The sequence below is a fragment of the Arthrobacter sp. EPSL27 genome (assembly GCF_001512305.1).
Lineage (GTDB): Bacteria > Actinomycetota > Actinomycetes > Actinomycetales > Micrococcaceae > Arthrobacter.
In genome coordinates, this window is record NZ_LNUT01000003.1 from 576,451 (window position 1) to 596,375 (window position 19,925).

The 19,925-nt window shown below is 69.7% G+C and carries 22 protein-coding genes; 17 read left to right on the top strand and 5 right to left on the bottom strand.

Annotated elements, in window-relative coordinates:
• The first annotated feature begins 99 nt into the window (after positions 1-99).
• The 7 genes from AR539_RS04635 (at position 100) to AR539_RS04665 (ending at position 8,058) form a co-directional block, all read left to right on the top strand.
• Positions 100-1,110, top strand: a complete 1,011-nt coding sequence (locus tag AR539_RS04635; RefSeq protein WP_066432959.1) for a tetratricopeptide repeat protein — start codon at positions 100-102, stop codon at positions 1,108-1,110.
• Positions 1,110-2,210, top strand: coding sequence for an NADH:flavin oxidoreductase/NADH oxidase (locus AR539_RS04640; protein ID WP_066432961.1), 1,101 nt, complete (start codon positions 1,110-1,112; stop codon positions 2,208-2,210). Before AR539_RS04635 ends, AR539_RS04640 begins: the two co-directional genes overlap by 1 nt.
• A 90-nt stretch (positions 2,211-2,300) precedes the next feature.
• Entirely contained in the window at positions 2,301-3,122 is an 822-nt protein-coding gene (locus AR539_RS04645; protein WP_066432963.1) for an ABC transporter ATP-binding protein, read from the top strand.
• Positions 3,104-4,675: a transporter gene (locus AR539_RS04650; protein WP_066432965.1), complete on the top strand. Its 1,572-nt coding sequence runs from the start codon at positions 3,104-3,106 to the stop codon at positions 4,673-4,675. The genes AR539_RS04645 and AR539_RS04650 overlap by 19 nt, the downstream gene beginning before the upstream one ends.
• A 155-nt stretch (positions 4,676-4,830) precedes the next feature.
• Complete coding sequence (nagB, locus tag AR539_RS04655) at positions 4,831-5,613, top strand: glucosamine-6-phosphate deaminase (RefSeq protein ID WP_066432966.1); 783 nt, start codon at positions 4,831-4,833, stop codon at positions 5,611-5,613.
• 126 nt (positions 5,614-5,739) lie between these two features.
• The gene (locus tag AR539_RS04660) at positions 5,740-6,060 is read left to right on the top strand and encodes a DUF3039 domain-containing protein (RefSeq protein ID WP_066433148.1); all 321 of its coding nucleotides are present in this window, start codon (positions 5,740-5,742) and stop codon (positions 6,058-6,060) included.
• Positions 6,061-6,270: 210 nt separating this feature from the next.
• The gene (locus tag AR539_RS04665) at positions 6,271-8,058 is read left to right on the top strand and encodes a DEAD/DEAH box helicase (RefSeq protein ID WP_066432967.1); all 1,788 of its coding nucleotides are present in this window, start codon (positions 6,271-6,273) and stop codon (positions 8,056-8,058) included.
• A gap of 139 nt (positions 8,059-8,197) precedes the next feature.
• On the opposite strand, the gene AR539_RS04670 is transcribed toward AR539_RS04665, so the two are convergent.
• The 3 genes from AR539_RS04670 to AR539_RS04680 all read right to left on the bottom strand — a co-directional run bounded on the left by AR539_RS04670 (position 8,198) and on the right by AR539_RS04680 (position 10,690).
• A complete protein-coding gene (locus tag AR539_RS04670; RefSeq protein ID WP_066432968.1) occupies positions 8,198-8,545 on the bottom strand; it encodes a hypothetical protein in 348 nt (115 codons plus the stop codon).
• Between the two features lie 142 nt (positions 8,546-8,687).
• Positions 8,688-9,362, bottom strand: a complete 675-nt coding sequence (locus AR539_RS04675) for an isochorismatase family protein (RefSeq protein WP_066432970.1) — start codon at positions 9,360-9,362, stop codon at positions 8,688-8,690.
• Entirely contained in the window at positions 9,362-10,690 is a 1,329-nt protein-coding gene (locus AR539_RS04680) for a nicotinate phosphoribosyltransferase (protein ID WP_231728482.1), read from the bottom strand. The genes AR539_RS04675 and AR539_RS04680 overlap by 1 nt, the downstream gene beginning before the upstream one ends.
• 214 nt (positions 10,691-10,904) lie before the next feature.
• Between AR539_RS04680 and clpS the strand changes: the two genes are divergently transcribed.
• From clpS to rdgB, 6 genes are all read left to right on the top strand, one after another.
• The gene (gene clpS / locus AR539_RS04685) at positions 10,905-11,267 is read left to right on the top strand and encodes an ATP-dependent Clp protease adapter ClpS (protein WP_066432975.1); all 363 of its coding nucleotides are present in this window, start codon (positions 10,905-10,907) and stop codon (positions 11,265-11,267) included.
• Positions 11,260-11,826 carry a DUF2017 domain-containing protein gene (locus tag AR539_RS04690; protein WP_066432977.1) on the top strand — a complete coding sequence of 189 codons (567 nt, stop codon included), beginning with the start codon at positions 11,260-11,262 and terminating at the stop codon, positions 11,824-11,826. The genes clpS and AR539_RS04690 overlap by 8 nt, the downstream gene beginning before the upstream one ends.
• An 81-nt stretch (positions 11,827-11,907) precedes the next feature.
• The gene (murI, locus tag AR539_RS04695; RefSeq protein ID WP_082699185.1) at positions 11,908-12,963 is read left to right on the top strand and encodes a glutamate racemase; all 1,056 of its coding nucleotides are present in this window, start codon (positions 11,908-11,910) and stop codon (positions 12,961-12,963) included.
• Entirely contained in the window at positions 12,960-13,757 is a 798-nt protein-coding gene (locus AR539_RS04700) for an MBL fold metallo-hydrolase (RefSeq protein ID WP_066432983.1), read from the top strand. The genes murI and AR539_RS04700 overlap by 4 nt, the downstream gene beginning before the upstream one ends.
• Positions 13,758-13,792: 35 nt before the next feature.
• Positions 13,793-14,551, top strand: a complete 759-nt coding sequence (gene rph / locus AR539_RS04705; RefSeq protein WP_066432988.1) for a ribonuclease PH — start codon at positions 13,793-13,795, stop codon at positions 14,549-14,551.
• Entirely contained in the window at positions 14,548-15,189 is a 642-nt protein-coding gene (rdgB, locus tag AR539_RS04710) for an RdgB/HAM1 family non-canonical purine NTP pyrophosphatase (RefSeq protein WP_066432989.1), read from the top strand. The genes rph and rdgB overlap by 4 nt, the downstream gene beginning before the upstream one ends.
• A gap of 103 nt (positions 15,190-15,292) precedes the next feature.
• Here rdgB and AR539_RS04715 read toward each other — a convergent pair whose 3' ends face one another.
• On the bottom strand, positions 15,293-16,060 hold the full coding sequence (locus AR539_RS04715) for a DedA family protein (protein ID WP_066432990.1): 768 nt from the start codon (positions 16,058-16,060) through the stop codon (positions 15,293-15,295).
• Between the two features lie 152 nt (positions 16,061-16,212).
• On the opposite strand from AR539_RS04715, the gene AR539_RS04720 reads away from it, so the two are divergent.
• Positions 16,213-17,232, top strand: a complete 1,020-nt coding sequence (locus tag AR539_RS04720; protein WP_066432992.1) for an exonuclease domain-containing protein — start codon at positions 16,213-16,215, stop codon at positions 17,230-17,232.
• Between the two features lie 86 nt (positions 17,233-17,318).
• A complete protein-coding gene (locus tag AR539_RS04725; protein WP_082699186.1) occupies positions 17,319-17,894 on the top strand; it encodes a DUF4395 domain-containing protein in 576 nt (191 codons plus the stop codon).
• 86 nt (positions 17,895-17,980) lie between these two features.
• Here the strand turns inward: AR539_RS04725 and AR539_RS04730 are convergent, their stop codons facing one another.
• A complete protein-coding gene (locus AR539_RS04730) occupies positions 17,981-19,087 on the bottom strand; it encodes an ADP-ribosylglycohydrolase family protein (RefSeq protein ID WP_066432994.1) in 1,107 nt (368 codons plus the stop codon).
• Positions 19,088-19,158: 71 nt separating this feature from the next.
• On the opposite strand from AR539_RS04730, the gene AR539_RS04735 reads away from it, so the two are divergent.
• Both AR539_RS04735 and AR539_RS04740 read left to right on the top strand, forming a co-directional pair.
• Positions 19,159-19,515 (top strand): YidH family protein, encoded by a 357-nt coding sequence (locus tag AR539_RS04735; protein WP_066432995.1) that lies wholly within the window; start codon positions 19,159-19,161, stop codon positions 19,513-19,515.
• Positions 19,512-19,904, top strand: a complete 393-nt coding sequence (locus AR539_RS04740; RefSeq protein ID WP_066432996.1) for a DUF202 domain-containing protein — start codon at positions 19,512-19,514, stop codon at positions 19,902-19,904. Before AR539_RS04735 ends, AR539_RS04740 begins: the two co-directional genes overlap by 4 nt.
• The last annotated feature ends 21 nt before the right edge of the window (positions 19,905-19,925 follow it).

Here is a 19,925-nt window from a genome sequence, read left to right on the forward strand (position 1 = left end):
ACCAGCAGAAGGGACCCGGCCGCACGGCCGGGTCCCTTCTGCTGTCCGCCCGCGTTGCAAAGTGGCACCGGCGCGGGCCGGAGTGGCTAGAGTGGAACCATGACTTCGCCAGCTTCCCGCCCGGTCCCGCCTGCTGCCGCCAACCCGCTCAACCTGCGGGGCGCCGTCGACCTCTCCGCCCTGAAACAGCGGCAAGCGGCACCGCCGGCCGCCTCCGGCCCCGCAGGCGCGCCGGGCGCACCCGCCGCGCCGGGGGAGCCCGGGGCAGGCAACGGTGGAGCCGGGCGTCCGCTGCGGGTGGACATTACGGAAGCCAATTTCCAGGAACTGGTGGAGCTCTCGGCCCAGGTTCCGGTCGTCGTCGCGCTCTGGGCTGCCTACTCGCCCGGATCCGCGGCGCTGGTGGATGTCCTTGAGGGGATTGTGGACAGCTACGGCGGCCAGCTGGTGCTCGGAGCCGCCGACGTCGACGTCTTCCCGCAGCTGGCGCAGGCCTTCCAGGTGCAGGCCGTGCCGACCGCCGTGGCCCTCGTGAAGGGCCAGCCCGTGCCGTTGTTCCAGGGCGGCGCCGAGGAGACCCAGGTGCGCAGCCTGTTCGACGAACTGCTGAAGGTCGCCGCCGCCAACGGCGTGACAGGACGGATCGGCGCCGGCGGTCCGGGCGCGGCCGAGCCTGAGGCGCCGCCGCTGCCGCCCCTGCACCAGAAGGCGTACGACGCGATCGAGGCCGGGGACTATGCGGCCGCCGCGGAGGCCTACCGGCAGGCGCTCCTGGAGATGCCCTCTGACGCCGACGCCAAGGCCGGTCTGGCCCAGGTGGAGCTGATGGACCGGCTCCAGCCGCTCACGGCCGCGGACACCGAGGCGCTGCGCCAGCAGGCTGCCGGCGAACCGGACAACCTGGACGCCCAGCTGGCGGTGGCCGACCTTGACGTCGCCGGCGGACACGTCGAGGACGGGCTCGGCCGGATCGTTGCGTTCATTGGCCGCAACTTCGGCCCGGAGCGGGAAACGGCCCGGGTGCGCCTGCTTGAGCTGTTCGACGTCGTGGGCGCCGCCGATGAACGCGTCGCCAAGGCGCGCCAGAACCTCGCCCGGGTCCTGTTCTGATGGGTTCCGCGCTCTTCAAGCCGCTGGAACTGCGTTCCCTGCGCCTGCAGCACCGCGGCTGGGTGTCACCCATGTGCCAGTACAGCTGCGAGCCGGAGACGGGGGAAGGGGTCCCCAACGACTGGCATTTGATGCACCTGGGCTCCTTCGCCGCCGGAGGTGCCGCCCTGATCCTGACCGAGGCGGCCGCCGTCAACGCCGCCGGCCGCATCAGCCCGCGGGACGCAGGCCTCTACAACGACCAGCAGGCGGAGGCGTGGGAGCGGATCACCTCCTTCGTGCACCGGCACGGCCCGGCTGAGGCCAAGATCGGCACCCAGCTCGCCCATGCCGGCCGGAAGGCGTCCTCCTACTGGCCCTTCTCCGGCCGGACGGGCACGGTGCCCGCCGGCGACGGCGGCTGGCCCACTGTCGGTCCCGGCACCTCGGCCTTCGACGGCTATGACGCCCCGTCGGCGATGACGGAAGAAGAGATCGGCGGCGTTATCGCGGATTTCGCCGCCGCCGCGGAACGGGCTGTCGGGGCGGGCTTCGACACGGTCGAGATCCACGGCGCCCACGGGTACCTCCTGCACCAGTTCCAGAGCCCGCTGGTGAACCAGCGCACCGACCGTTGGGGCGGTGACGAGGACGGCCGGAACAGGCTGACCCTCGCGGTGGTGGATGCCGTGCGCAATGTCATTCCCGATTCCATGCCGCTGCTGCTGCGGATCTCGGCCTCGGACTGGGCCGAGGGCGGCATCGATGCCGAGGCGTCCGTGCGGCTGGCCCGGGCAGCCTCCGACCACGGGGTGGACCTGGTGGACGTCTCCAGCGGGGGCGCGGTGGCCCACCAGCAGATTCCTGTCGGGCCCGGTTACCAGACCGGCTTCTCCGCGCGGATCCGGCGGGAAACCGGCGTGCGGACGGGGACCGTGGGGCTGCTGACCTCCGCCGGCCAGGCCGAGCATGCTGTGGCCACGGGACAGGCCGACGGTGTCTTCATCGCCCGCGCCGCCCTGCGCGACCCGCACTGGTGGCTCCGGGCAGCGTTCGAGCTGGGCCACGACCTGGCCTGGCCGCCGCAGTACGAGCGCGCGGTTCCCCGCCACTCCTTCTAAAGAGGGCTGTATAAAGGGGGCTGCATCGGCCTGCAGGGGTACGCCTTGCGGACGACCCTTTCCGCTGCCCGCGGCGGTTAGTCTAACGACATGACTTTTCAGCAACCGCATCCGCAGGCCCCGGGAAACCAGCCGGGCCCGCCCGTTCCTGCGCCGCCCGTTCCTGCATTGTCCCTGCGCGGGCTGGCCAAGCGCTTTGGCGGCAAGATCGCCGTCGACGGCATCAGCCTGGACGTTCCCGCGGGGTCCTTCTTCGGCATCGTCGGCCCGAACGGGGCCGGCAAGACCACCACGCTGTCCATGGCCACCGGACTGCTCCGGCCCGAGTTCGGCACGGCGTTTGTGCACGGCGTGGATGTCTGGAAGCAGCCGCTGGAAGCCAAGAAGCTCATGGGGATCCTGCCCGACGGCGTGCGGCTTTTCGACCGGCTGACCGGCGAGCAGCTGGTCAGCTACGCCGGGCTGCTGCGCGGCATGGACAAGGCCGTGGTGGCCGAACGGGTCAAGGAGCTGCTCGCCGCCCTGGACCTCAGCGCCGACGCCGGCACGCTGGTGGTGGACTACTCCGCCGGCATGACCAAGAAGATCGCCCTCGCCTCGGCGCTGATCCACGCGCCCCGGCTGCTGGTGCTCGACGAACCGTTCGAATCCGTGGACCCCGTCTCCGCCGCCAACATCCGCGACATCCTCGACCGCTACGTGGCCTCGGGCGGAACGGTGATCGTCTCCAGCCACGTGATGGACCTGGTCCAGCGGATGTGCGACCACGTGGCCGTCGTCGCCGCCGGCCGCGTGCTCGCCGCCGGGACGGTCGAGGAGGTCCGCGCGGGCGAGTCCCTCGAAGACCGCTTTGTCCAGCTGGTCGGCGGGCGTAACCAGACGGAGGGGCTGGAATGGTTGCGCACCTTCTGAGGCTCAAGCTGACCCTGCTGCGCAACAGTGTCCGGCGCAGCCCCTGGCAGCTGGTGGGCCTGGGCATCGGCGTCCTGTACGCACTGGGCCTTGTGGGGCTCGGGTTCACGGGCCTTCTGCTCCTGCGCGGGGCGGACGCTGGCCTGGCGCAGACCATTGTGGTGCTGGGCGGTGCCGCTGCGCTGCTCGGATGGGCTGTCATCCCGGTAGCCGCCGCGGCCGCCGACATGACCCTGGACCCGGCACGGTTCACCACTTTCGCCGTGCCAATGCCGCAGCTACTGGCGGGACTGGCCCTCGGCGGGCTGATCGGCATCCCGGGGATCGCGACCACCCTGGTGGCGCTCGGCACCGTGGGGACCTGGTCCCGGAGCCTCCCCGCCGCCGGCGGCGCGCTGGTGGGCGCGGCCCTCGGCGTCCTGAGCTGCGTGGTGCTGTCCAAGGTGGCCACCACTGCCACGGCCGGGCTGGCGAGCTCCCGCCGCTTCAAGGACGCCAGCGCCATCATCTTCCTGATTCCCCTGATCCTCATGGGCCCGATCGTTGCGGGCGTCGCTGAAGGGGTTGCCAGGTCCGGGGACTTCCTGGCCGGCCTGGCCCGCACGCTGTCGTGGACCCCGGCGGGGGCCGCGTGGTCCCTTGGCGGGGACATGGCCATGGGCAACTACGGCGCCGCGGGCCTGAAGTTCCTGATCGCTGTGGCCACGCTGGCCGGGCTCGGGCTCTGCTGGAAGCTGCTGCTGCAGCGCGCGCTTGTGACGCCGCCCTTCACCGGCAGTGCCAAGAAGAAATCCGGCGGGCTGGGATTCTTCCGGCTGTTCCCGGCGACGCCCACGGGAGCGGTTGCCGCCCGCGCGCTGAGCTATTGGTTCCGGGACCCCCGGTACGCCGGCACCCTGGTGGTCATCCCGCTGCTGCCGGTGCTGCTGCTCTTCCAGGCAAGCCAGACGGGGTCCTACGGCCTGCTGCTCTTTATCGGCCCGCTGACGGCCTTCCTGTTGGCCTGGTCCATCTCGACCGACGTCTCCTATGACAACACCGCGTTCGCGCTGCACCTCGCCACGGGCGTCAAGGGTGCCCACGACCGGCTGGGCCGGGCCGTGGCGTGCCTGGTTTTTGCCCTCCCGGTGGTGCTGGCGCTTTGCGTCCTGCCGTTCCTCTTCGGTGAAGACTGGCAGCTCCTGCCGGGCGTGCTGGGACTGTCCCTGGGTGTGCTGTTCAGCGGGATGGGGCTCTCCTCGGTGGTCTCGCCCCGCTATACGGTTGCGGTGCCCCTCCCGGGGGACAGCCCCTTCAAGAAACCGCCCGGCAACGTGGCGCAGACCATGGCGGTGCAGCTGGGCGGCATGGCGGTGCTCCTGCTGCTGGTGGCCCCTGAGGTGGCCCTGATGGTGGCACAGTCCGTGACCGGAAGCGCCGTGCCCGGCTGGATCAACCTGGTACTGGGCCCCGTCCTGGGGCTGGCGCTGTTCACCGCCGGTGTGCGGCTGGGCGGCAAATGGCTCGATGCCCGCGGGCCGGAGCTGCTCGCCGAACTGGCCGTCAACCGCTGACCCGGGCAACTTTGACCGCGGCACACTTTGACCCGGGCACACGTTGACCCAGGCACACAGGCCGGGACTGGGATAACCTGCCACTAGGCCTGGTCCAACGGGGGCACAGGCCGGGCACCGGCGCCGCAAGGCGCGGCACACGTGGAGGCAGGGCCATGGAAGTCGTCATTCTGTCCGGCAACAAGGCAATCGCCGCGCTGGCGGCCGGCGCCGTGGAGGCGCTGCTGCGGCGCAAGCCCGCTGCCGTCCTGGGACTGGCCACCGGCTCGTCGCCGCTGCCGGTCTACGACGAACTGGCGCTGCGGCACGAACGGGCGGGCCTGGACTTCAGCCGCGTGAGCGCCTTCACCCTGGACGAATACGTGGGACTGCCCGACGGCCACCCGGAGTCCTACCGCGAGGTGATCAAGCGGGAGTTCACCGAGCGGGTGAACATCGACCCGGCGAACGTGCACTGCCCGGACGGCGCCGCGGCGGAAATCCCGGGTGCCTGCCGGGCGTTCGAGGACGCCATGCGCGCGGCCGGGGGAGTGGACCTGCAGCTGCTGGGTGTTGGCACCGACGGCCACATTGGCTTCAACGAGCCGGGGTCGTCGCTGGCTTCCCGGACCAGGATCAAGACCCTGATCGAGCAGACACGCCGGGACAATGCGCGGTTCTTCGGCAGCCTGTCCAAGGTCCCGCACCACGTGGTGACCCAGGGCCTGGGAACCATTTTGGCGGCCCGCCATGTGATCCTTCTCGCCACGGGCGCGCAGAAAGCCACAGCGGTCCGTGACCTGGTGGAGGGGCCCCTCGCGGCCATCTGCCCGGCCTCGGTCCTGCAGCTTCATCCGCACACTACGGTCCTGGTGGACGAGGCTGCGGCGTCGTCGCTGCGGCTCGCCGACTACTACCGGCACAGCTACGAGAACAAGCCGTCGTGGCAGGAGCTTTAGCACGCGGCACTGTCCTCCAGGGATGCCGGGCCGCCGTCCCTGGTCGCCACGGTGTCGGATGCAGCGGCTAAGATTGGATTCATGAACAGCATGACCGATCCCATGACCGATCGCATGACCGATCGTATGACTGCTCCACTGATGAGTACCGTGGAAAACGACCCGATGCGCGAGCTCTCCGGCGCCGGGACGTCAACGGCCACCATCGAGCGCGAGGAACTGCGGCAGGAAGTGGAACCCGGAGACCGGGAACGCTTCTCGCACTACGTGCGCAAGGAAAAGATCATGGAATCCGCGCTGTCCGGCGAACCTGTCATCGCCCTGTGCGGCAAGGTCTGGACGCCGGGCCGCGATCCCAAGAAGTTCCCCGTCTGCCCCGAATGCAAAGAGGTCTACGACGGCCTCCGTCCGGGCAACGACGGCGGCAAGGGCTCCGGCGACAAGTAAGGCCCCCACCCGGATGGCAGGACGTGCCGGTCACGCTCGTCCTTAGTGCCACGCGCGGGACTGCCCGCGCCTGACTGCCCTCCCGGTGAATGATGCCCGGCCCGTGCCGGCCGGTGACTGCTTACGGATCATCCGAAAAAGATTGGTGTTTTTGTGCTTATGTGGGTTCCCCCGTCAGCGGTTGCAGTGCGCGGAATGGAGGGCACCTAAATGACAGAGACACTCTTTGGCGGGCCGGTGCTGCCTCCCGCGTACCCCGAGCGGGCAGCATGGGGCACCGCCCCGAAGCTGCGCGCCTGGCAGCAGGAGGCACTGGACCGCTACTTCTCCACCCATCCCAAGGACTTCCTCGCAGTGGCAACCCCGGGTGCCGGCAAGACCACCTTCGCGTTGCGGGTGGCCTCCATGCTGATCGAGGCCAACCTCGTGAACCGGGTGACGATCGTGGCGCCCACGGACCACCTCAAGCGGCAGTGGGCTGACGCTGCCGCGCGGGTGGGCATCGCCATCGATCCCAACTTCAAGAACGCTGACGGCCAGCACGGCCGCGGATTCATCGGCGTCGCGGTCACGTATGCGCAGGTGGCGAGCAAACCGATGCTGCACCGGGCCAAAACCGAGGCTGCCCGCACCTTGGTCATCCTCGACGAGATCCACCACGGCGGCGAAGCGCTGTCCTGGGGCGACGGGCTCCGCGAGGCCTTCGAGCCCGCGGCGCGGCGGCTCTCGCTGACCGGTACCCCGTTCCGTTCCGATACCTCGCCGATCCCGTTTGTGGAGTACGCGGAGGACCGGGACGGCATCCGGCGCTCCAAGGCGGACTACACCTACGGCTACGGCAAAGCTCTCCGGGACCACGTGGTCCGTCCGGTGATGTTTATGGCCTATTCCGGCCAGATGCGCTGGCGCACCAGCGGCGGCGAGGAGATGGCTGCCTCCCTGGGCGAAGCGGCCGTCACCAAGGACATCACGTCGCAGGCCTGGCGGACCGCGCTGAACCCGACCGGCGAGTGGATTCCCGCGGTGCTTGCCGGGGCGGACAAGCGCCTGAGCGAGGTCCGCCGGACAGTGCCCGACGCCGGCGGGCTGGTCATCGCGACCGACCACGAGGACGCGCGCGCCTATGCCGGCCAGCTCAAGCGGATCACCGGCCAGTCTCCCACCGTGATCCTCTCCGATGACGCGAAGGCATCGTCCAAAATCGAGGAGTTCTCCGCAGGGGACCAGCGCTGGATGGTGGCGGTGCGGATGGTGTCAGAAGGGGTGGACGTTCCGCGGCTGTCCGTTGGCGTCTACGCGACCTCCACCTCCACCCCGCTGTTCTTCGCCCAGGCCGTGGGCCGTTTTGTGCGTGCCCGCAAGCGCGGCGAAACGGCGTCGGTGTTCCTGCCCTCGGTGCCGCAGCTCATGGCGCTGGCGAACTCCATGGAGGCCGAGCGCGACCACGCCCTGGACCGCCCGGAGAAGGAGGACGGCGACGGCCTGTTCAACCCGGAAGACTCGCTGATGGACGAGGCGAACCGCGAGGAGAAGGCCTCCGATTCGCTGACCAAGGGAAAGTTCGAGGCGCTGGATTCGCAGGCCTCCTTTGACCGTGTCCTGTTCGACGGCGGCGAGTTCGGCACCGGCGGCGAGGTGGGCTCGGAGGACGAGCTCGACTTCCTGGGCATCCCCGGCCTGCTCGACGCCGAACAGGTGGGCACGCTGCTGCGCCAGCGCCAGCACGAGCAGCTCAGCCGCAAGAACGCACGCGCCCCGCAGGGCACGGCCGCGCCGGCCGCCGGGCCAGCCGTCCCGGACCACCGCATGCTGATGGACCTGCGCACCGAACTCGCGAAAAACGTCGCAGCCTGGTCCGCGCGGACCGGCACCCCGCACGGGGTCATCCACACCAAGCTGAGGACCGTCTGCGGCGGTCCGGCCGTGGCGCAGGCCAACGAGGAGCAGCTGCAGACCCGGCTGCGGAAGCTGCAGGACTGGTTCATCGGCCGCAAGTAGCGGCGGAACAGCGGCACGCTCCGTCCCGGGGCCGCCTGAGGCAGAAAAAGAAACAGGAAAAAGGATCGGGGAATCCCCGGTCCTTTTTCCTGCTCTTTTCGCGCCCGTCAGGCCGGGCTGCCGCTGCTGGGGGGTGCCGCTACTGGCCGCCGCCGGTGCAGAGCTCGCTGAGCTTCTGGCCCGCGGACGTGTAGGCGCCCTGCAGTTCCTCCAGCTTGGCGGTGTCCGGGTTCTCCTGGGCGGATGCGTCCAGGAATTCGATGATGGACTGCAGGGGGGCCTGCAGTTCCTGGGACGCCGTGGCCTCGATGGGCCGGAGCCGGTTGGCGAGCCGGATCATCCCGGCCTTGTCCGCGTTGGACGTGGGTCCGGCGCCGACGGTCTGGATCCGGGCGCAGGATTCCTCGGTGGTGTCCTGCGGCGCCGAGCAGCCGGCAGCACCGAGCAGGGCCCCTGCAGCGATCAGGACGGTAAGGGTCTTTTTCATGATGTACTCCGGGGTTCCTACTGGTCAGACGGTATTGGCAAGGGTTCGAGTCTACTGTGGGGGCACGGCATTCCGCTCGGCGGGCCGGGCGCTGCCCGCAACAATCGGGCGGCGTTCCGCTCCTGCCGGCAGCGACAGCGCGTCAGGCGATGTCGACCCCGCCGAGTTCCATTTCGGCGATGGCGTCCTCGGGATCGTCCGCCACGGCGACGGTGAGATCCCGCAGGACCGTCACGGAATACCCGGCCTGCACGCCGTCGAGCGCGGTGGCCTTCACGCAGTGGTCAGTGGCGATGCCGACCACCACCACGTCCTCGACATCGTGGCTCTGCAGCCAGTCGTAGAGTCCGATCGCGTCTTCGGCCTCAGTTTCTTCGCCGTGGGCGCCTTCACCGCCGGAGGCCCCGGCATCGCCGGCCCCTGCGGAGACCGGCATGGCGCCGGGCTTCCGGTCGCCGGTGGGGACGGCGTCGTCCGGGGCCAGCAGCCCCTCGAAACCGGAATAGGCGGCGGTGAACTGGCCCTTGCGGAAGTAGGCCTGAATGTACTCCGTGTCCAGGTCCGGGTGGAGTTCCGCGCCCCGGGTCCCGGCCACACAATGCCTCGGCCAGCTTTCGGTGAAGTCCGGGTTCTCGGAGAAGTGGGCGCCCGGATCGATGTGCCAGTCCTGAGTAGCCACAATGTGGTCGAACTGCCCGTGGTGGGCGTCGACGTATTCGCTGATGGCGCCGGCGAGCTCGGCCCCGCCCTCGACAGGCAGGGTGCCCCCCTCGCAGAAGTCGTTCTGGACGTCGACGATGATCAGTGCGCGGGACATCAGTTCTCCTCGTAGATGGTGGGGATGGCTGCCTCGCCGCGCTGCAGCCGGTTGACGACGGCGGGGAGCTCCTTCATGGTGTCCGCGTGGCGCTGGCGTGCCCGCAGCACCCCCTCCGCGCCGGTCCAGCCAGGCAGGAGCTCGCCGTTTTTGACGAACTGCTGCAGCAGGGGCCGGTCGTTGCCGTCGTCCTCCGGGCGGTGGCCGATCCCGACGATCTCCTGGGTGGCCGTGCCGCGCTCGTTGAGTTTCCGCAGGGCGTACTTGCGTCCGCCCTTGCTGGTCTTGTTCTTTGCGGCCTTCGCCACGGGGGTGAACTCGCCGGCGTCGTCCGTGCGGCTGACCAGCTTGTAGACCATGCTGGCCGTCGGGGCGCCGGAGCCGGTCACCAGCGACGTGCCCACGCCGTAGGAATCCACCGGGGCCGACTGCAGGGCGGCGATGGCAAACTCGTCCAGGTCGGACGTGACGATGATGCGGGTCCGCTCATTGCCGAGGTCATCCAGGAGCTGGCGGACCCACTGTGCCTGCGCCACCAAGTCCCCGGAGTCCAGGCGCACCGCCCCGAGTTTGTCGCCGGCCAGCTCCACCGCAGTGCGCACGGCCGACTCGACGTCGTACGTGTCCACGAGCAGGGCGGTGCCGGCGCCCATCGAGGCGATCTGCGCCTCGAAGGCCTCGCGCTCGGAGTCGTGCAGGAGGGTGAAGGAGTGCGCGGCCGTGCCCACGGTCTTGAGCCCGTAGCGCAACCCGGCCTCCAGGTTGGAGGTGCTGTCGAAGCCGGCGATGATGGCCGCGCGGGCGGCGGAGACGGCCGATTCCTCCTGGGTGCGGCGGGAGCCCATCTCCACGCACGGGCGGCTGCCGGCCGCGGTGATCATGCGGGAGGCCGCCGACGCGATGGCGCTGTCGTGGTTGAGGATCGAGAGGATGTAGGTCTCAAGGATGCAGGCCTCGGCGAATGTGGACTCGACGATCAGGATGGGGGAGTTCGGGAAGTACGCTTCGCCCTCCGCGTAACCCCAGATGTCCCCGGAGAAGGAGAAGTTGGCCAGGTACTCCAGGGTTTCCTCATTCACCACCTTGGTGCGGCGCAGGAAGTCGATTTCCACGTCGCCGAAACGGAAGTCCGCGAGGCCCTCCAGCAGGCGGCCCGTGCCGCCCACAATGCCGTAGCGGCGGCCGTCCGGCAGGCGCCGGGCAAAGGCCTCGAAGACTGATTTGCGGTGGGCGGCGCCGGAATGCAGTGCGGCCTGCAGCATGGTCAGCTCGTAATGGTCGGTGTACAGGGACGTGCGGGGACGGTCCCAGCCAGCTGAGGTACTCACGAAATTCACTCTAGTCCCCACCGGCTCCCACGTCTCGCTTCGCTTCGCCGCGGGGCCCTCGCCGGCGTGGCCCCACCCACCGGCTCCCACGTCTCGCTTCGCTTCGCCGCGGGGCCCTCGCCGGCGTGGCCCCACCCACCGGCTCCCACGTCTCGCTTCGCTTCGCCGCGGGGCCCTCGCCGGCGTGGACCCATCCTCCCCATAGAATGGACAGATGACCCTCAGCGTTGCGCTCGGCCCTGACACCCAGGAGAGCACCCAGACCGGAACAGGAACCTCCACCGAGGTCCTGAGCGCCCCGGACATCCCATGGAACCTCGTGATCTGGAACGATCCCGTCAACCTGATGAGCTACGTCAGCTACGTCTTCCGCACCTACTTCGGCTACTCCGAGGCGAAGTCCAACAAGCTGATGCTCGAGGTCCACAAGAAGGGCCGCTCCATCGTGGCGCACGGCAGCAAGGAGCAGGTGGAGCAGCACGCCGTCGCGATGCACGGCTACGGACTCTGGGCCACGGTGGAAAAGGCAACCGGCGGCGGCCCGGCGTCGGGCAAAGGCAAAGGAAAACGTGGCTAAGGCATTCAAGTACGGCATCAAAGGCATCACCGGCTACCTGGAACCGGCCGAACGGGACCTCCTGCGCAGCCTCTTCGACGACGTCGTGTCCATGCTGGAGCCGGAGGAACGCGCCGACCAGGACCCCCTGGCCGCGCTGGTGGGGCTCGACGCCGAGGCCCGCGAACCCGAGGACCGCGCCCTGCGCCGGCTGCTGCCGAGCGTCTCGAAAACCGATGCCGCAGCCTCGCTGGAATTCCGCCGGTACACCGAGCGGTCGCTGCGGGAGAGCAAGATCGGTGCCCTGAAGGCCGCATCGCTCGGCCTGGACAAGGATGAACTGGTCCTGACCCCCGCCGACGCGCGGCACTGGTCCACCGCGCTCAACGACGTCCGCCTGGTGCTCGCCGAACGCCTGGACATCCGGGACGACGAGGACGCCGGGCACGTGCACCTGATGCAGGACTGGTCCCAGGCCGAAGACGTCGAGAGCTACCTGGCCCTCGTCTACAACTTCACCACGTGGCTCCAGGAGTCGCTGGTCCAGGCGATGCTGCAGTCGCTGGACACGCGGCGCTGACCCGGGAGCGGAGCGGCCGGGCCGCCGTCGGGCCCGGCGTGCCGTGTGACACATAAGACATGAGTCGGACGACACAATGTGATGGCCGCACCCGTGGCTAAGCCCTATCCTCGAATAATCATGACTTCAGCATCGAGCATGGATCCGGCAGCGGCAGCTGTTGCGGACTCCCCAGAGAGCAACACCGCCAGCAGCCAGATGGGATCGCGTCCTATCGGTGTGTTTGATTCCGGCGTCGGCGGGCTCACCGTGGCGCGGTCCATCATCGACCAGCTGCCCAATGAATCAATCCTCTACGTCGGCGACACCGCCCACGGCCCCTACGGCCCGCTTCCCATCGCGGAGGTCAGGGCCAACGCCCTGGGCGTGATGGACGAGCTGGTCGACTCCGGCGTCAAGCTGCTGACCATTGCCTGCAACTCGGCGTCCGCTGCGGTGCTGCGGGACGCCCGCGAACGCTACACCGCGCGCTACGGCATCCCCGTCATCGAAGTGATCCAGCCTGCCGTGCGCCGCGCTGTCGCCGCCACCCGCACCGGCCGCGTCGGCGTGATCGGCACCTCGGCCACCGTCGGTTCCCGCGCCTATGAGGACACCTTTGCCGCCGCCCCGGACCTGCAGATCACCTCGGTGGCTTGCCCGGCGTTCGTGCCGTACGTCGAAGCCGGCATCACCACGGGGCCCGAGCTGCTCGCCGTCGCCCGCGAATACCTGGCACCGCTCAAGGCCGCCGGCGTGGACACCGTGGTGCTGGGCTGCACGCACTATCCGCTGCTTACCGGTGTCATTTCCTACGTGATGGGCGAGGACGTCACCCTCGTCTCCAGCGCCGAGGAGACCGCTAAGGATGTCTACCGAGCCCTCGCCTCCCGGGGACTGGAACGGGCCGATGCGTCCGCACCCTCCCACAACTTCATCGCCACGGGGGACGCCGCACAGTTCGAGCACCTCGCGCGGCGGTTCCTCGGCCCCGAGGTCCTCAGCGTCCGCCACGTGGACCACGTCGCGGCCCAGTACCCCACCGGCAGCCTGGCCAGGATTACGCCGGAAATGATCGCTGCGGCGCAGGCCGGCGCCGGCCGGCCCCGGATCTCCAACTTCGTCGGCGGACCCGCGGGCGGGGGACCCCTGCTGTGAAGCTGACCATCGTGGGCTGCACCGGGTCCTTCCCGGGCCCCGGCTCCCCGGCGTCGTGCTACCTGCTGACCGCCAACGACGGCGAGCGGAACTGGAAGATCGTCCTCGACCTCGGCAGCGGGGCGCTCGGGGCCATCCAGCGCTACACGGACCTGGAGGACATTGACGCGATTTTCCTCACGCACCTGCACCCGGACCACTGCATGGACCTCTGCGGCCTGCACGTCGCGGTGCGCTGGAAGCCCGGCGGCTGGGGACGCGGCAGGATTCCCGTGTGGGGGCCCGCCGCCACAGCCGACCGCATGGCCACGGCCTACGGCCTGGACCTCGACCCGGGAATGCATGAGGAATTCGACTTCAGCAACTGGTCCGAGCGCAAGCCGGTGACCATGGGGCCGTTCACCGTCACCCCATATGCCGTGAACCACCCGGTCGAGGAGGCGTTCGCGCTTCGCGTGGAGGTCACCGAGCCGGACAAGAACGGCAGCCCCGTCACCAGGGTGCTGAGCTATTCGGGGGACACGGATTCCTGCAGCGGCCTGGAGGACGCGGCCCGCGATGCCGACCTGTTCCTCTGCGAGGCGGCGTTCGAGGAAGGCCGCGACGACGGCATCAAGGACGTGCACCTGACCGGCAAGCGGGCGGGGGAGGCCGCAGTGGCGGCCGGAGCCCGCCGGCTGCTGCTCACGCACATACCGGTCTGGACGTCGCCCACCACGGTCATGGCCGAAGCCAAGGACGTCTTTGGCCAGCATGTGGCCGTGGCTGTGGCAGGCGTGCACTATACCGTCTGAACGCCATCGCCCTGCCTGGTCGATAAGCTAAAGGCATGACTTCCGAAGCCCTGACTGCCCCCATCCTCCGCGCCGACGGCCGCACCCCCGACCAGCTCCGGCCCATCAGCATCACCCGCGGCTGGTCCAAGCAGGCCGAGGGTTCGGCCCTGATCGAGTTCGGCAACACCCGGGTGCTGTGCACGGCCTCCCTGACCGAGGGCGTGCCGCGCTGGCTCAAGGGCGAAGGCCGCGGCTGGGTCACCGCCGAGTACGCCATGCTGCCGCGGGCCACCAACACCCGGTCCGACCGCGAGTCCGTCAAGGGCAAGATCGGCGGCCGCACGCACGAGATCTCCCGGCTGATCGGCCGCTCGCTGCGGTCCATCATCGACACCAAGGCCCTGGGCGAGATCACCATCGTGCTGGACTGCGACGTCCTGCAGGCCGACGGCGGAACGCGCACCGCGGCGATCACGGGCGCCTACGTGGCGCTGGCCGAGGCCATCCGATTCGCCCGGGAAAACAAGATGCTGGCCCGCAACGCCCAGCCTCTGATTGACACGATCGCCGCGGTTTCCGTCGGCATCATTGACGGTGTCCCCATGCTGGACCTGCCGTACGTCGAGGACGTCCGGGCCGAGACCGACATGAACGTGGTGGTGACCGGCTCCGGCAAGTTCGTTGAGGTGCAGGGCACCGCCGAGGGCGCACCGTTCGACCGTGACGAGCTCAACAAGCTCCTCGACCTGGCCCTGATGGGCACCGAGCAGCTGGCCGCCATCCAGCGCGAAACCCTGGCGGAAGCCCCGTGAGCCCAGCACCCGTGCTGGTCCTCGCCACCCACAACCAAGGCAAGCTGCGGGAACTGCGCGAGCTGCTGCGCGGGCAGGTTCCCGGCCTCGACGTCGACACCCAGGTGGTGGACGCCGGAGCCGTTGGCGCCCCCGACGTCGTCGAAACCGGGGTGACGTTCGCCGAGAACTCGCTGCTCAAGGCCCGTGCTGTGGCCGACGCCACCGGCCTCGTGGCGATCGCCGACGACTCCGGACTCGCCGTAGACGTGCTGGGCGGTGCTCCGGGGATCTTTTCGGCCCGCTGGTCCGGGCGGCACGGGGACGACGCCGCCAACCTGCGGCTGCTGCTGGATCAGCTGGCGGACGTGCCGGACGCGTTCCGCGGCGCCGCGTTTGTCTGCGCCGCGGCCCTTGCCGTGCCCGGCGCCGGCGCGGACGAGGGCCGGGAGGTTGTGGAGTACGGGCAGCTGGAGGGGACGCTGCTGCGGGAACCCCGGGGGACCGGGGGATTCGGCTACGACCCCGTGCTCCAGCCGAGCGGGCTGGACCGCAGCTGCGCGGAGCTGAGCCCCGAGGAGAAAAACGCGATCAGCCACCGCGGGCACGCGTTCCGGGCGCTGCTCCCGGCCATCGTGGAGGCGCTGTCCGGGAGGTAACCGCCCCGGGACCGACCAGGCCACTGCCGTAAACACAAGGAAGGCGCCCCGCGTGCGGGGCGCCTTCCTTGTGGCTTGTGAGTCGGCAATGCCGGGTGCCGGGTTACGGCGTTTTGCGTTCCTCTTCGGGCTCGTGCTCCTCGATGAATTCCTCGACAATGTCCGTGCCGTACTTCTCAGCCTGGCGCTTGGCGATGAAGCCGCGGCCGACCTCGATGAAGATCGGGATGACCGAGACGAGGACAATCACGATGAAGATGATGTCCAGGTTTTCGCGCACCCACGGGAAGGTGTCGCCCAGCAGGTAGCCCAGCAGGGTCACGCCGCCGCCCCACAGTACGGCGCCGATGACGTTGAAGAAGAAGAACTTGCGCTTGTCCATCTGGGCCACGCCCACGATCACCGGCACGAAGGTGCGGATGATGGGCACGAAACGGGCCAGGATCAGGGCCTTGCCGCCGTGCTTCTCGAAGAAGGCGTGCGCGCTCTCGACGTTCTCGCGCTTAAACAGCCGGGAGTTGGGCTTGTTGAAGATGGCCGGGCCGGCCTTGGAGCCGATCAGGTACCCCACCTGGTTCCCGATGATCGCCGCGACAATGATGAGCGCTATGAACGCCCAGATGTTGACCTTGATGGTGCCGGTGGCCACCAGCAGGCCGGCCGTGAACAGCATGGAGTCACCTGGCAGGAAGAAGCCCACCAGCAGGCCGGTTTCGGCGAAGATGATGCCGCAGACCAGCAGCACGACCCACGGCGCCAGGGCGGGGTCGGCCAGGAAGACCTGGGGGTTCAGCCAGTCGGGCAGGAAGGAGGCCAGCTGGGGCTGGACCGGTCCTGCGCCGCCGATCGTGGACACGGCAAAGTCGCTCAAAGCTAAAAGGTTCACCCGTTAAGGGTACTTGACGCGGGCCGCCGGGCGTTTTTCAGGCGTTGTTTCGGAAGGGGGGTTGCACGGGGTCCAGCAGGTTGTGACCGGCGGCACCGGTGGCGGGCCGGGCCGGGATCCGGCGGTAAAGTGGCAGCGTGGGTTTGGACTTTACGGCGATCGACTTCGAGACTGCGAACGGCTTCCGGGGCTCACCCTGCGCTGTTGGCCTGACCAAGGTGCGGAACGGCGTCGTCGTCGACGAGGCGTCCTGGCTGATGCGGCCGCCGGAAAATTATGACCGCTTCGACCACCACAACGTGCGGATCCACGGGATCCGGCCCGAGCAGGTGGCCGGGCTCCCGCGCTTCGGCGAGCTCTTCCCGGAGATCGGCGCCTTCATTGGCGGCGACGTCCTGGCCGCCCATAACGCCGCCTTCGACCTGGGCGTGATCCGCTCGGCGCTGGAGGTCTCCGGCCTCCCCGGCCCGGCCTACGATTACGTCTGCACGGTGATGCTGTCCCGCCGCTGTTACTCCCTGGTGTCCAATTCACTGCCGTACGCGGCCGAGGAAGCCGGCGTTCCGCTGGTCAACCACCACGACGCCGCCGAGGACGCGCGCGCGTGCGCCGGGATCCTGGTGGACATCGCCGCGCGCAACGGCGCCAACAGCATCGCCGAACTCCACCTCTCCCTGGGCCTTGCGGTGTCCCGTCAGGCGGCCTTCGACCCCCTGAGGGATCCGCTGTCCAAGGCCAGCCAGTCCGCTCTGGAGGCCTTCGCCGGGGGAGCCGCCGCGGCCGCCCCGGTGCGGAGCTACCAGCCGGGCTGGCCCGAAGAGGGCGCGAACCCGCCGCCCAACGCCTTCGCCGATCCGGGGCACCCCCTGTTCGGCCAGACAGTGGTGTTCACTGGAGAGCTCGCCATGCCCCGGCCAGAGGCGAAGATCCGCTCCGCGGAGTTCGGTGCCACCCCGGAAAGCCGGGTCACCGCCCGCACCACCGTCCTGGTGGTGGGCGACGGCTTTGTCGCGGCCGACCTGCGCTCCGGCCGGCTCACGGGCAAGGCCCGCCGGGTCCTGGAACTGCACGAGCGCGGCCGCCGGATCGAGGTCATCTCCGAAGGCGAATTCTTGCAGATGGTGGGCGGCCACGTGTCCACCGCAGCGCTGGCCTAGGATCCACCGCTGTGGTCAGCCGGCGCTGCGGTCATACGGCGCAACAAACGTTCCGGCGGCGGCCGTCCGGCTCCTAGCCTTGAACGATGAGCAAACTCTCCCTGGCACCCGACGGATCTGTGTCACCCGAAACCGTGTCACCCGGAACTGTGTCACCCGGAACCGGGACCGGCGGCGCCGGCTGGCGGGCCCTCTTCGCCTTTCCGAACCCGGTCAATGAGTACGCTGCCCGCATCACGGCAGGCCTGGTGGTGCTCCTCGCCGTCCTCACGCTGCTGACCGGCGCCGGCTGGGGCCTTGCCGCCATTGCCGCCGGGTTCTGGCTGCGCGTTCTGTTCGGCCCCAGGGTTTCGCCGCTGGCCCTGCTTTCGGTCAAAGTCCTGGCGCCGCGGCTGGGGAAGACCAAGCTGGTTTCCGGGCCGCCCAAGCGCTTCGCGCAGGGTATCGGCGCCGCGGTGTCCACCACCGCCGCCGTGCTGCTGGCCGCCGGACTCGCGCCCGCGGCGTGGACCCTGCTCGCGGTCCTGGTTGTTGCGGCATCCCTCGAGGCTTTCGCCGGTTTCTGCCTGGGCTGCACCATCTTCGGCTTCCTGCAGCGCCGGGGCCTGATCCCCGAGGACGTGTGCGAGGCCTGCAACAACATCTCGCTCCGGCGCGCCTGAGCCCGGCCGGCTGCGTTCAGGGGCCCGTTTTCAGGAGCCGCTGTTCAGGAGCCGGTGTTCGGGATCCGCAATTCAGGATCGGGTGTTCAGGAGCCGGTGACCGCGGCCAGCCGGGAGGCCATGCCGCGGACGAGCTCCGGGGCTTCCAGCGCTGCCAGCCATTCCGCCGGCAGGCAGTCCTCGCCGTAGAAGGCGCCAAGGATGTTGCCCGCCATCGACGCGGCCGGGCCGCGGTCCCCGCCGTGGCCCACGGCGACGGCGATGGCCGCGCGGAAGTGCGCTTCCGGGGTGCCGGGAGGTGACTGCTCCGGTGCCGTGGAGAGCACCGCAAACAGCGCGACGGCGAGTGCCTCCTCGGCCGCGTGGCCTTCGCCGAGTTCGCTGGCCAGGTCGCGGGCGCCGGGAGTCTCGCCGGCGGCGCCGAGCCGGAGGGCAGCGTCCAGCCGGGCGGTGAGATCGGGATCCACGACCTCGTCCTGGCGCAGCCGGGCACCGTCCGGCCCGGCGCCCTCCACTGCGGCGCCCTCCACAGCGGCCCCGGCCAGCTGGCGGGCGGCAAACTCAGCGGCTTCTCGCAGGCTGTGTCCGGCGGCGAGGGCATGGATGACGAGGCTGAACGCGCCCGCGCTCTGCCGGCCCGCGGGATGCCCGTGCGTCAGTGACGCGGCATCGGCGCTGAGCTTGTAGACGGCGTCGGCGGCGATGTAGGGGATCAGACCGAAGGGGGCGGACCGCATCACGGCACCGGAACCCTTAGCCTCGGGGTTCACAGGCCGGTAGAACGTCCCCATCTCCCCGGTGGCCAGGCCAGTGAGGCAGGCACTCTCCGGGGCGCGGCGGTGCCGCAGGACGTCATGGGAATCGATCCAGCGCGGCGGCTGGAACGGCGCCGCGTCTGGAACCGGAACCCCCTGGGTGGCGAGCCAGCGCAGGTAGGCCAGCCACAGGCACGCAGTGGTGTCCGCGGCCACGCCGTCGTTGGCCCACTCCAGGGTCTCGAGCAGCCCGTCCACGGTGTAGAGCGTGAGCTGCGTGGTGTCGGAAAAGTGGCTGCCGCCGTCGGACGCATCGCCGTTTTCGGCGGCGGACCCCAGCGTGTCCCCGAGGGCGCCGCCCAGCAGGCACCCGTGGATCCGGGACCCGTGCGACGGGGTCGAAGGCAGCGCAGGGACAGTGGCGGGCTCGTTGCTCATGACTTAGAATTTTACCCCGCCCGCATGGCGGCGCGGGTGCCATACGGCAACACCCGGACAGCAGGCGACCAATGCGCGAACCAGCATGGCGGAAGACCGGATCCACCCCCGACTACCGGTTCTCGCTCGCCAACGAAACGACCTTCCTGGCGTGGATCCGGACGTCCCTGGCGCTGATAGTCGGGGCGCTGGCCATCGACCAGCTTTTCCCCGAGATCGCCCCGGCACCGTTGCGCATCGCGATGTGCGTGGCGCTGGCAGTCATCGGCGCCCTCCTGGCCGTGCTGGCCTACCGTCGGTGGGGGCAGATGGAAGAGGCCATGCGCCAGAACCGTGAATTGCCGTTCTCCGGTGTGATGCTGGTGATGACTATCGGGGTGGCCGCGGCGGCCTTTATCCTCGCCGTCCTGCTCCTGGCCGCGCGGTGAGCGCCCCGGCAGCGCGGGATCCGGGGCTGCAGCCGGAGCGGACCTCGCTGTCGTGGGGCCGGACGCTGCTGGCCCTTTTCGCAGCGGACCTGCTGATCTGGCGCAGCTGGGCGGTGGCGGCGTCGCAGGGCAGTGCTGTGCCGAAGACCGGGCCGGAAGCAGGGCCGGCGGCCCGCGGCTGGGCCGGCGCCGCGACCCCGGACTTCCTGGGCGTCTGCGCACTGGCGGCCACGGTAGCCACCGTGGTGCTGTGCCTTTGCGTCGCGGTCCGGGTCCGGCAGCTCAGGCACTCTTCCTATGCGCCCCCTTCCTCCCTGATGCGCTGGTCCGCCGCCGGGGTGGTGGTGCTGGGGCTCAGCTCCGTCGCCGCCGTGGCGCTGGGCCCGTGAGCCGGTGTCCAGCCAACGTCC